The sequence below is a fragment of the Corynebacterium sp. 13CS0277 genome, from assembly GCF_002994655.1.
GTDB lineage: Bacteria > Actinomycetota > Actinomycetes > Mycobacteriales > Mycobacteriaceae > Corynebacterium.
On sequence record NZ_PPDL01000037.1, the window covers coordinates 1 to 11984 of the forward strand.

General features: G+C 66.7%; 8 protein-coding genes and 2 tRNA genes. 5 read left to right on the plus strand and 5 right to left on the minus strand.

Going from position 1 to position 11984, the window contains the following annotated elements; genetic code table 11:
- Positions 1-244: 244 nt before the first annotated feature.
- From ettA to C1Y63_RS11895, 4 genes are all read right to left on the minus strand, one after another.
- Positions 245-1915 (minus strand): energy-dependent translational throttle protein EttA, encoded by a 1671-nt coding sequence (gene ettA / locus C1Y63_RS11880; RefSeq protein ID WP_106016670.1) that lies wholly within the window; start codon positions 1913-1915, stop codon positions 245-247.
- 291 nt (positions 1916-2206) lie between these two features.
- The gene (locus C1Y63_RS11885) at positions 2207-3754 is read right to left on the minus strand and encodes a hypothetical protein (RefSeq protein WP_146128958.1); all 1548 of its coding nucleotides are present in this window, start codon (positions 3752-3754) and stop codon (positions 2207-2209) included.
- A 95-nt stretch (positions 3755-3849) separates the two neighbouring features.
- Positions 3850-4503: a single-stranded DNA-binding protein gene (locus C1Y63_RS11890; protein WP_106016672.1), complete on the minus strand. Its 654-nt coding sequence runs from the start codon at positions 4501-4503 to the stop codon at positions 3850-3852.
- 969 nt (positions 4504-5472) lie between these two features.
- Positions 5473-7794 carry a cytochrome c oxidase assembly protein gene (locus tag C1Y63_RS11895; RefSeq protein ID WP_106016677.1) on the minus strand — a complete coding sequence of 774 codons (2322 nt, stop codon included), beginning with the start codon at positions 7792-7794 and terminating at the stop codon, positions 5473-5475.
- Positions 7795-7882: 88 nt separating this feature from the next.
- Here C1Y63_RS11895 and C1Y63_RS11900 point away from each other — a divergent pair.
- Positions 7883-7959, plus strand: a tRNA-Arg gene (locus C1Y63_RS11900).
- Positions 7960-8093: 134 nt separating this feature from the next.
- Here the strand turns inward: C1Y63_RS11900 and C1Y63_RS11905 are convergent.
- Positions 8094-8495 (minus strand): TfoX/Sxy family protein, encoded by a 402-nt coding sequence (locus C1Y63_RS11905; RefSeq protein WP_106016673.1) that lies wholly within the window; start codon positions 8493-8495, stop codon positions 8094-8096.
- 243 nt (positions 8496-8738) lie between these two features.
- Between C1Y63_RS11905 and C1Y63_RS11910 the strand changes: the two genes are divergently transcribed.
- The 4 genes from C1Y63_RS11910 to C1Y63_RS11925 all read left to right on the plus strand — a co-directional run bounded on the left by C1Y63_RS11910 (position 8739) and on the right by C1Y63_RS11925 (position 11775).
- On the plus strand, positions 8739-9905 hold the full coding sequence (locus C1Y63_RS11910; RefSeq protein WP_106016674.1) for a hypothetical protein: 1167 nt from the start codon (positions 8739-8741) through the stop codon (positions 9903-9905).
- A gap of 202 nt (positions 9906-10107) precedes the next feature.
- Positions 10108-10911: a mycolate reductase gene (gene cmrA, locus C1Y63_RS11915; RefSeq protein WP_106016675.1), complete on the plus strand. Its 804-nt coding sequence runs from the start codon at positions 10108-10110 to the stop codon at positions 10909-10911.
- Between the two features lie 6 nt (positions 10912-10917).
- Positions 10918-11601 (plus strand): oligoribonuclease, encoded by a 684-nt coding sequence (gene orn, locus C1Y63_RS11920; RefSeq protein ID WP_106016676.1) that lies wholly within the window; start codon positions 10918-10920, stop codon positions 11599-11601.
- A gap of 101 nt (positions 11602-11702) precedes the next feature.
- Positions 11703-11775 (plus strand) — tRNA-His (locus C1Y63_RS11925).
- The last annotated feature ends 209 nt before the right edge of the window (positions 11776-11984 follow it).

Below are 11984 nucleotides of genomic sequence, written 5' to 3' on the forward strand. Positions count from 1 at the left end.
GAGCGCCTTTTTAGACCAAAATCCCAGGTCAAATACCTCCCCGACGCCAAGTTAGGTCACCTTTTGTCAAACTCAGGGGGCGCAGTCATGCCTTACATCCTAGGAGCCTGTCCCCCACCGCGAAGGAGCACCGTGATGCACCCCAGGCAGGGCCGGCAGTGGGAATGCGGACGGCCGGCCGCACCCCAAGGTGCGTGGGGTGGGCCGGCCGTTGGCGCGCGCAGCATGACGCTGCGGGGGTGTGTTAGCGGGTCAGCTTGCGGTGCGTCACGCGCGAGGGGCGTGCGGCCTCCGGGCCGAGACGCTCCACCTTGTTCTTTTCGTACTCTTCGAAGTTGCCCTCGAACCAGAACCACTTACCCTCTTCCACGTTGCCTTCCCAGGCGAGGATGTGGGTACAGGTGCGGTCCAGGAACCAGCGGTCGTGGGAGATGACCACGGCGCAGCCGGGGAACTGCTGCAGGGCGTTTTCCAGGGAGGACAGGGTTTCGACGTCGAGGTCGTTGGTCGGCTCGTCGAGGAGGATCAGGTTGCCGCCCTGCTTGAGCGTCAGCGCCAGGTTGAGGCGGTTGCGCTCACCACCGGAGAGCACCTTCGACGGCTTCTGCTGGTCCGGGCCCTTGAAACCGAAGGCGGACAGGTAGGCGCGCGACGGCATTTCGTTCTGGCCGACGTGGATGTAGTCCAGCCCGTCGGAGACAACTTCCCACACGGTCTTCTCGGGGTCGATGTTCTCGCGACCCTGGTCGACGTAGGACAGCTTGACGGTCTGGCCGACCTTGACGGAACCGGAGTCCGGCTCCTCGAGACCCACGATGGTCTTGAAGAGGGTGGACTTGCCGACACCGTTGGGGCCGATGACGCCGACGATGCCGTTGCGCGGCAGGGTGAAGGACAGGTCGTTGATGAGGACGCGGCCGTCGAAGCCCTTGACGAGGTTGGCAACCTCGACGACCTGGTTGCCCAGGCGCGGCGGGGTGGGGATCTGGATTTCTTCGAAGTCGAGCTTGCGGTACTTCTCCGACTCGGCGACCATTTCCTCGTAGCGCTGGAGGCGGGCCTTGTTCTTCGCCTGGCGGGCCTTCGCACCGGAACGCACCCAGGCGAGTTCTTCCTTCAGGCGCTTCTGCAGCTTCTGGTCCTTCTTGCCGGCGACTTCGAGGCGCTCGGCCTTGGTCTCCAGGTAGGTGGAGTAGTTGCCCTCGTAGGGGTAGAGCTTGCCGCGGTCGACCTCACAGATCCACTGGGCGACGTGGTCGAGGAAGTAACGGTCGTGGGTGACGGCGAGGACGGCACCGGGGTACTTCGCCAGGTGCTGCTCCAGCCAGAGCACGCTTTCGGCGTCGAGGTGGTTGGTCGGCTCGTCGAGGAGCAGCAGGTCCGGCTCGCTGAGCAGCAGCTTCGCCAGGGCCACGCGGCGGCGCTCACCACCGGACAGGTGGGTGACGGGGGAATCGCCGGGCGGGCAGCGCAGCGCATCGAGCGCCTGCTCGATCTTGGAGTCGATCTCCCACGCATCGGCAGCGTCGAGTTCCTCCTGCAGCTTGCCCATTTCTTCCATGAGCTCGTCGGTGTAGTTCGTCGCCATCTCTTCCGCGATGGCTTCGAAGCGCTGCTTCTTCTCGAAGATCTCGCCGAGGCCTTCCTCGACGTTCTCGCGGACGGTCTTGTCCTCGTTCAGCGGCGGCTCCTGCAGCAGGATGCCGACGGTCGCGCCCGGCTCGAGGTAGGCCTCACCGTTGGAGGGCTGGTCGATGCCGGCCATGATCTTCAGAATGGAGGACTTGCCGGCACCGTTCGGGCCGACAACACCAATCTTGGCGCCCGGGTAGAAGGCCATGGTGACGTTGTCGAGAATGACTTTGTCGCCGTGTGCCTTGCGGACATTTTTCATCGTGTAGATGAACTCGCCCATAAGTGGTTCAAACTCCCAAGGATTGTCTGTTGCGAAAAATTCTTCGTTGTACGTGAGGTGTACGGTGTCGGCCGCGACGAGGTGCCGCGACGTGTGAGTCTCTAAGTGTGCCACACTGCCGCCGTCCCCGCCGCAGGACAGCACCACCTCACCCGATCACACAGCGCGGACCCTGGGGCCCGGGACACCGATGTGCGGCCGCGTGGCCTCACCCTGCCGGGCTGTGCAGCACGCAGGCGCCAGGGCGCGGGGCACACCCCCTCGCACGCTGCGACAGGCGGCCTTTGCGCACTACAGAGGGTACATGAGCAGCTGATCGCGGGTCACCAGGAATGTCACGGGGATGATTTCTTTGCCCGCCACCGACGGCCCCGGGCGCTCAGTCTCAATGGCCCCGTGCATGTGGCGCGGCCACTCACTCAACCCCTCCGGGGAGGGAGCAATCCGCAACCCATCAACGATATGGAGCGTGGCGGGCTGGCCACGGAACATCACCGGCAGCCGGTCGCTGCGCAGATCGTAGTGCGGGATGACCAGCTCCTCCCCGGCGACGAAGGCCCGCAGCTGCGGGCCACGCACCTCCGACAAGGGTGCCTGGTAACCAGGGTCGGCGGCGGCACGGTTGTCGAGGATCTCCACCTCCCCCAGCGGCTGCGGCACAAAACCCCAGCGGTAGCCATCCATGCGGCCCAGCTCCACGTCAGCCACATCGGCCCGCAGCTCCCACACACCACGCCGGCCGGCGGCATCGACGCCCGCAACGCGGAACAGCCGCACCCGCGGAGCCGGGGTGGACACACTAATCCCCCGGGCGATGGTGCCGGGAATCGCAGGTAGCCGCGACCAATCCGGCACCGGCAGGTGATTGGCCGCGTAGTTCGGGTTGAAGGTTTCCACAAACTTGTTTTCCGCAGTCGGCAGATCACGCTCATCCCAGTGGTAGCGGAAGAACGCAATGTCGCTACCCGCCCGGTCGAAATCCCAGGAGCGCACATACATCTCCCCGGTGTCATTGGCGAGGAAGAACGTCGACGCCGACCCCGACAGCTGGGTAGCCCGGAACCGCCCGCCAAGCGGGGCGGGAATCTGGTAAGAATCATCATTCGGCAGCCACGGATCCAGCATGCGGATCACACTGCCGTCATCCTGCAAAGCCGCGATCATCGTCATCCGACCCGCACCAATAGTGTGCTGCTTGCCCGCGGCATCCAGGTAGTGGTGATCGAAGAGGCGATTATTCACCCCATAAGACCAACCCCCCTCCCAGGTGGCGGGCAAAGCCCGGCCACCCGCCAACCAAAACGGCGCACCCCACAGCGACGACACGTTCCACTCCAGCGGCGTAGAACTCACCCGATCCAGGGTGAAAATCCAACCGTCCTGGGCGACCAACGCCACCTCATCATCATCCGCAGACAACCACTGCAGCCGCCCCGCCAGGCACGCCGGCAACGGCACCGCCCGCCAGCCAAGACCATCGGCGTCCTCGCGGGCACGCGCCACCAAATTGCCGTCGACAATGGCGAACTCGTAACGCTGGTTAAAGCTGGCACGGTTGCCGCGCAACGGCACCACCCCAGGGCCCGTGGCCTGCGGCCACAACCCCAGATCCGCGGTCGCACCCACCCCATCACCAGCGATGGGGAGCTGCACCGTGCCGACCATCCCGCAGGCCTGCGGATTGGTTCCGACGAGCGCGGAACTCAATCCACTCTGAACCTCCAGCGGGGTCGGGAGCGCCACCGCAGGCCCAGCCGCCAGCAGCACCGCCCCACAGGCGGCGCCAAGAGGCAGGACGCGGGAGAGTTTCAACAAGGTCACCAGGGGCCGGATACGCACGCAGAGTGAGTATAGGGAGCACCCCCATTCAGGGCTAATGGCCAGCGACCACCAATTCACCCACAGCAACACACCCGCGTGCGGCACCCGCTGGGTCAGCCCGGCGCGCCGGGCGCGAAGTCACCTGCGGCCGCCGGCGCTGCCACCTCCGCGGCGCGGACACCCGGCTGCGGGTAGTGGGCGTGCCCGCCAGCGCCCGGCAACGCCGGAAGTGCTGCCGCGTGCCCGCCCCGGGTGGCCGGGTAGTGCGGCGCGCCGGGCCGGGCACTGGGGTCAGGCGCCGCCGCGCGTGCGTTGTAGCGCGGATCCACGAGGGAGGAATCAATCCAGGTGTGGAGCCCATCCGGGCCAATATCGGCGTACCTGTCGGCCCCCTGAACGTCGCGGCTCATGTGGCTGACCGCGTCGACGACGAGCAGGCGGCGCAGGTCCGGGCCGATCGCCTGGGCCTTGAGCACAAAGTTTTGGCGATTATCCCCCTGGCTGTTGACGTATTCGCGGGTCACCAGGGTGCCGACGACGATGACCTGCATGAGCTTCGCGATAGAGCGGCGGACGTTTTCGGCGAGCACGCCCCAGGCTTCGACGGTGAGCCACAGGGCGTCCTGTTCGGTCCACTGGCCGTCCTGGCCGCGGGTGGCGTTGGATGCCTTGAGGCGGAAGGTGACGACCCCCTGCCCGGGGGCGGTCTGCTTGTAGTGCGGGTCGGAGCAAACCATTCCGACTGCGGTGAAGGTGTGCAAGGCCATGGCGATGTCACGACTCCTTAAGAAAGACGAGGAAGAAACACAAAGAACGACGAGGGCGATCGAGGGACGACAGGTAGTAGGCGCACCCACCCGCGCCCGCGCGGCAACACACCGGCGCGGGTGGGTGCAGGCACCTGTACTCCCCCACTGCCTGCGGGTGCGGTGGGGTGCGAGGTGTTCCGGGCCCGGGGGAACAACCCCGCAGACCCCACCAGCACCCCGCAGGCTGCGGGGATGGCACCGTCTACCGCCGCGCTGTGGCGTTGCCTCCACGGGCGGCGGGATGCCGGTGATACAGGCGGGAGTTGGGGATGGATACAGAGAAAACAACAGAAAGGGACAGGTGGTCACAGCACGTTGCGGAGGAATACAGGCGCGGCGGTGGAGACGTCATCGGACCGTTCACGCCCCGGTGCGAGGAGATCGCACCCCACCGGCTGGCGGCCGGGGTGGTGCGTGTCTTCGCGGCGAGCGGGCCGCAGGCCTAAAAGTCGTGGTGTGGCGCTGCGGCTGGGCTCTTGGCTGCGGACACCCCCATGGGCACCATCGGGTGCGCAGGGGGCGTCCTCGCCCAGGGGAAGAATGCGGGTGGCTGCCAGTGCTGCGGGGCGGCCGCCCGGGCACGCATCGTGCGGGAAGGCACCACGCCCCCGAGAGCGACTCGGGCGGTGGCACCCCGCACGGCGGGTGCTCACACCACCCAAACACCCCGGCGCATCCCCGCGCAGGGAACCTGCCCCTCCCCCTGTGGACAACGCGCCCCGCGCCCCCGCACCTGTGGACAACACGAGCACCCGGCACCCCCGCACTGCCCCCGTGGTCCTTCCCCGCGCCGCCGCAGCAGAACAGCACCCGCCCGCGCCGAGGGTGTTCTCGACGGGGGTGGGTGCTGTTGTTCTTTGTTTCTCGTGCTGGCTGGGGTGCAGGTGGGGCGGCAGGGGCCGTGGTGCCCGCGCGCCAGCCGGTGCGTTAAGGAGTGTGCGGGGGCTGTGTGGTGGCTTCCCCGGCGAAGAACTCGGTCTCCGGGTTCCGGCCGGCGTTCATCGCGGCCAGCATCTCGTTGTAGGCCGCCATCTCCTCATCATCGGTGGCGTCCGCATGCCGGTCGTAGGCCTTCATCTGGCGGTTGTCGTCCGTCCACCACTGGCGCACAATCGCGATGTACACGATGAGCAGCGGGAACTGGCCGGACGCCCACGCCACGCCGCCACCCACGAGCTGGTCCTGCAACAGGTCCGGCTGCCACGGCAGCCCCAGCGTGGAGTAGAAGTCGTAGGCCAGCACCGTTTGCAGCATCATGAGGGTCACGCCGAAGAACATGTGGATCGGCAGGGAGAACGACAGCCACAGCAGTTTGATTTTCGGGTCAGTGCGCCGCGGCGCGGGGTCCACGCCGATGAGTTCCCAGAAGTAGATGGTGCCCGACAGCAGGAACATGACGTTCATCCCGAGGTGGCCAGCGTGCTCACTGACGGCGACGGAGTAGATCGAGTCCAGGTACAGCCCGTAGAAGGCGACGAGGAACTGGATGGTGTTGACGGCCGGGTGGGTGAGGAACCGGGTGACGGGGTTGTCGACGAGGACCCCCAGCCAGGCGCGGGGGCCGGGCTCCCCGGGGGCGCCGGGGCGCAACGCCTGCCGCCACAAGGTGATCGGCCCGCCGAGCACCCAGAACACGGGCACCCCCATGGAGAGGATCATGTGGCCGACCATGTGCATGGAGAACAGGGCCGGCATGTACAGCCCGATCCCGGAGCACATGGTGACCAGGAGCATGATGTTGCCGCCGAGGAACCAGGCGGTGCGCCACCAGGGCCAGCTGCCGCCGTCGCGGCGCACCCGGAACACTCCCCACAGGTACGCCCAGGTGAGCAGGATCGCGAGGGTGCCGAAGACGATGTCGAAACGCCACATGGTCCACACGTTCGTCCACGTCGGCGCGACGAAGAGTTTGTAGCCCAGCTGGATGTCCATGGTGTTGATGTCAGCGACCCGCGGGGGCGGCGGGGGCGTGCGGCCCAGGGCCACGGCCACACCGACGGTCGCGGCCATGAGCAGCAGCTCCACGGCGGCGAGCCGCCGGAACAGCTGCGGCGCGCGCTCAAGCTGGGGAATGGTGCGGGTGCGGTGTGCCAGGCCCACCAGCGCCAGCACCACCACGGCGATCGCTTTCGCGAGGATCAGCCGGCCGTAGCCGGTGGTCAGCCACTCGGAGAAACGCAGGCGGATGGCGGCATTAATAAGCCCGGAGATCGCCATCCCTGCGGCGGAGACGAACGCCAGCATCGAATAGCGGCGCACCGCCAGTGTCATCTGCGCGCCCTTGCGGCGGCCGTGCGCCAGCAGTGCCAGCAGGCCGCCGATCCACAGGCCCACGAACAACAGGTGCCACAGGTAGGAGTTGGTGCCGTAGTCGTGGTCGCCGCCGGTGGCGGAGTGCCCCTCCAGTCCGAGGGGCACGAACATGAACAACGACAGCAGCAGCCACACCGGCTGCATGATCCACCTGCTCGACAGCAGCGCGCCGACACCGGTGACGGCGGCGATGATCGCCACCCACACGAACGCCAGGGAGGTCGACACCTGCCCCAGCGCCACCGACCAGTTCGACGCCTGCATCGCGGTCGCCAGGGTTTCCCCGGACACGTCGGAGAGATACATCGGCACGAGCAGCACCGCCAGCACCGCCGTCACCAGTGCCGCCCACGCGCCGGTGCGGCTCGCAAGATAACCGTCCACCCCGAGCCGTGCCTGCTTCAGATCGATGACCAGCGGGTCCATGCCGGGGCGGTATTTCCACGCCAGTGACTGCGCATCCTCATCCGCCTCCTCATCATCCTCCAGGGCGTCGCCGGGTGCGGTGCGCGCCCGCAGGCGCTCCACTGCTGCGGCGGCACGACGCGCGAAGTCCTGTGATTCCGCCGCCGACTCCGGCCGGACACGCGGGCTGACCAAAAACGAGGACAGCAGAAACGAGCCGATGGCCACACACGTCGTCATGACGGCTGCACCCCGGACGAACGGCAACCCGGCCGTCGTCCACGGGCCCGGATCGGGAATGCCCAACAGTGCGAGCGATTCCGACAAAAAGCCTGCGGCGATGATGGCCGCGACGATTCCTGCGGCCGTCGCGAGCACCAGGAACACCCACCAGCTGCCCTTGACCGCGCCGGCGGGCCGGTCGGCGCCCACCGGGGAGGAGGGCGCAGGCCCCGCGGCGGCAGCGCCTGCGGGTGCGGGAAGGTGAGGATCGGGGGCCTGGGGTTCGTGGGTGGCGGAGGAATCTGGCATAACAGACAGGTTAATGCCGCCCAGGTGCCGTGGGGTAAACTTGAGCACCGGTCGACCGCCCTGCAGCGCGCAGGGCCCGCGGCCGACGGCCCCCTTAGCTCAGCGGATGAGAGCATCCGGCTTCTACCCGGCAGGTCGCAGGTTCGAATCCTGCAGGGGGCGCCACACCACTACCCCACCCCGCCCGCAGCCCCCGGCCGCGGGTGGGGTGGACGTCTTTTTTCGTCGGTGACACTCCCCCGCGCACACGCACACGCCTGCGCTGTCATCACGCCTGACACCCGACCGCGTGCCGCCGGCTAGCAGCCGGCCGGAGGTTCCTCCGGCAGATCATCCGGCTCCAGCGGCGCCGCCGCCCGCGCCGGCTTCGCCTGCGTGGCCTTCTTCTTGTTGTTCTTTTTCTTCGGCACCGGCACCAACGGCAAACTCACCGCCACGACTTCCTCCACGAGGTCCCTGTCATCAATGTCGAGGATGTACCAGCGCTTCGCCCCCTCAAACGGCGGCGCCATCTCCGCGCCGGCAAGAATCGCGCCAAGCTCAGCGAGAGGGCGCACGAACACCGTCTCATCGCAGATGAGCAGCACAGGCCGGTCGTCAATGTAGACGAAGAACTCGCCAAACATCCTCCGGGTCCGCACCCTTCCGAGGTGGGACACCTGATCGGCAACAAAACTGGCGAACTGGGGTGTGGAAGCCACAGTGCCACTCCTTCCACCGTCGACACCTCACGGGATGCCGGAAAGCTCTCCCCCACCAGATAGTGTTAACAAACAGCCTTCGTCTCCGCCCGCAGCAACACGTGCGCTGGGCGTGTGAGACTCCTTTTATCCCGTTTATCGGTGGTAGCCCTGTCTTTTCGTGGTGCTCGACAGTGTCCCACCCCGCAATCCGGGAGCGCTGCTGTGCCGATGTCACGTCCCTCCAAGGTGGTCACTCGTTTCATGTCCCCACACACCTCCCCCGCCCCGGGTTCTTCCTCTGCCGCGCCCGCGAGTGGAGTGTTCCAGCTGCCGCCGCAGCGGCGCGTGCCGATCATCTACACCGACGCCACCGCCTACGTCGTGCTGTTCTGCATCAGCACCATTGCCACCATTGGGTTGACCCGCCTGTATCTCAAACTCACGGGCTATCCGCAGATCGGCGGCGAGGTGTTCCACCTGGCGCACGCCCTGTGGGGTGGGCTGTTGCTCACGATCACGACGGTGATGCTGCTGGTGTTGGCCAACCGGTGGGCGCGCTGGACGGCCGCCGCGTTGGGTGGCGTGGGTGCTGCGTTGTTTGTCGACGAGGTCGGCAAGTTCATCACCCAGAAAAACGACTACTTCTTCCCGCTGGCGGCGACGATTGTCTACGTGTTCCTCGTGCTGCTCGCCGGGGTGGCGGCCCTGTTGTCGCGGGTGACTGCACGGTCCTCCCGGGCGCACCTGTACGCGGCCCTGGAATCGGCGACGGCGATCGTGGATGGGGACATCACCGAAGGGGAGCTGGCCCGCATGCGGCAGCACCTCGCCGAGGTGGAGCGCATCACCGTCGACCCGCACCGCCTGGCGATCGCGCGGGCGTTGGGGCAGATCGCCGACCAGGCGACGACCCCGAAGGAAGACTCGGCCACGCTGGGTGCCCGCGTGCAGGCGAAGCTCCTCGCCGCGGAGAAGCGGCTGCTGCCGCTGGGGTTGCTGCGGCGCATGACCCGGCTCATCATCCTGTTCATCACGATCGCGGGCCTGCCGCTGCTGGTGGCGCTGCTGCTGGCCGCGGTCGGGGTGGATGTGGCGGACGAGCTCATGCCGGAGCAACTGCTGGAGCTCGCGACCGCAGGCAGCGCCGGGCAGTGGTTGACTCTCGGGGTGGCAGCGACCTGGGCGGTGGCGGCGTTCTTCGGGGCCCGCGCCTGGTGGGCGATGTCGCCCCGGCACCTCAACGTGGAGGCGGCCCGCCACGCGGGCACGATCGCCCTGCTCGTCATGCTGGTGTTCGTCAATGGGCTCATGGCCTATGTGGACCAGTTCGCGATCCTCGTGGATTTGATTGTGGAGTCCATCGGCCTGGTATTCCTGCACCGCTGGGCGATCCGTTCGCTCACCGCCGTGGAGACCGACGACGCCTGACGCAGAAGAACAACCACCCCACGCCCAGGCAGCTGCCAGGTGCATTCCGCGCCCTGCCTGCCGCATGCTCCCGCACGGCGGTAGGGTGAGACACGCACCCCGCACGCCCCATACCCACACCACGCCGTCGGCGATGGTGGTGAGTGTGCGTGCGCGCTGAAGTGATATTCGCCCCTTTTTTTTCATCCCGCAGGAGACTTCCTTGGCTCTTCCCCTCCCCTCGCAGAACTCCTACGCCATCGTCACCGGCGCCTCCCAGGGCATCGGTGAGGCCATGGCGAAAGACCTCGCCGCCATGGGCTACAACCTGATCCTCGTGGCCCGCCGTGCCGAGGTGCTGGAATCCCTCGCAGCGCAGCTGCACGACACCTATGGTGTGGTGGCCGAGGCGTTCCCCTGCGACCTGGCCGTCAAGGAGGAGCGCGCCCGCCTCATTGAGCGCATCCACGCCACGGAGGTCACCATCCTCATTAACTCTGCCGGCATTGCCTCCTTCGGGCCGTTCATCAACCAGGACTGGGAGTACGAGACCACCCAGTACGAGCTCAACGGCACCGCCGTGTTTGAGCTCACCCACGCGGTCCTGCCGCAGATGGTGGAACGCCGCAGCGGCGCGATCTGCAACGTCGGCTCTGCGGCGGGCGATCTGGCGATTCCGAACAATGCCACCTACGTGTTCACCAAGGCGGGGGTGAACACCTTCACGGAGGCACTGCACTATGAGCTCAAGCCGCTGGGGGTGCACTGCACGCTGCTGTCGCCGGGCCCGGTCCGCGAGGCCGAGATCCCGGAGGAGGAGAAGTCGATCGTGGATAAGGTGGTGCCGGACTTTTTGTGGACCACCTACGAGTCCTGCTCGAAGGAGACACTGAAGGCGATGGCGGCGAACAAGCGGCGGGTGATTCCGGGCCCGCTGTCCAAGGTCGGCGCCGCGGTGGGCGCAGTCCTCCCGACGGCTGTGATCTCCCCGCTGATCGGCCGTTTCTACGCAAAGATGGGAAACTAGACAACCATGGATGACACTCAGGCTTCGACCCCGACCGAGGCGGCTGCGCCTGCGCCGGTGGCGGCGAAAAATGATCGGCTGGTGTGGATCGACTTGGAGATGACCGGCCTGGATCCCCACAACGACATCATTGTGGAGGTCGCGGCCCTGGTCACCGACGCCCAGCTCAACGTCCTTGGGCAGGGCGTGGACATTGTGGTGCACGCCGACGACGAGCGGTTGGCCGCCATGAACCCGGTGGTCAAGGAGATGCACCGCGCCAGTGGGCTCACGGAGGAGATCCGCCGGGCGACCGCCACCATCGAGGAGGCGGAGGATGCTGTTCTCGCGCTCATCGCGGAGCACTGCGACCCCGCCCACCCGGCGCCGCTGGCCGGCAACTCGATCGCCACGGACCGCTCCTTCATCCGGGAGTACATGCCGCGCCTCGACGAGGCGTTGCACTACCGCATGATCGACGTGTCCTCCATCAAGGAGCTCGCCCGCCGCTGGTTCCCCCGCGCCTACTTCAACAAGCCGCAGAAGGGCATGAAGCACCGCGCCTTGGCCGACATCATCGAGTCCATCGCGGAGCTCGACTACTACCGCCGCAGCGTCTTCGTCGCCGACCCGGGACCGACGACCGAGGACGCTGCCCGCGCCGCGGCGGCCACCACGGCCCGCTTCCGGCAGGCCCTCGACGACGCCTAAGAACCCACCACCGCCGGGCGATGGTTTCGGGGCATCACCTGCCGATTTTGTAATTCATCGGCTGCCGTCATAGGATATTGAGCGCTGCTAACGCAGCGATGGTGGCTGTAGTTCAGCTGGTAGAGCACCAGGTTGTGATCCTGGGTGTCGCGGGTTCGAGTCCCGTCAGCCACCCCGTGTGATGTCTCGGGACATGTTTGACAACAGTCCCGAGGCATCCTCTTTTTTTTGGTTTTTATTTTGGGGTGCCCTTACCCGGTCGTGTTGGCCGGGTTTTTGGGTTAAACGACAAAATGTGTGTCTGGGCGGCGTGTCGCGTTCGAATGACCCGAAGTGTTACCTACTTCATAGGGCCCTTGCGGATGCCCATAGAATGTGAGTAG

Bases quoted from the DNA above. Each gene is read 5' to 3' on its own strand.
- C1Y63_RS11895 (WP_106016677.1), bottom strand. From the start codon at position 7,794: ATGCCAGATTCCTCCGCCACCCACGAACCCCAGGCCCCCGATCCTCAC.
- C1Y63_RS11890 (WP_106016672.1), bottom strand. From the start codon at position 4,503: ATGGCCTTGCACACCTTCACCGCAGTCGGAATGGTTTGCTCCGACCCG.
- ettA (WP_106016670.1), bottom strand. From the start codon at position 1,915: ATGGGCGAGTTCATCTACACGATGAAAAATGTCCGCAAGGCACACGGC.
- orn (WP_106016676.1), top strand. From the start codon at position 10,918: ATGGATGACACTCAGGCTTCGACCCCGACCGAGGCGGCTGCGCCTGCG.
- C1Y63_RS11910 (WP_106016674.1), top strand. From the start codon at position 8,739: ATGTCCCCACACACCTCCCCCGCCCCGGGTTCTTCCTCTGCCGCGCCC.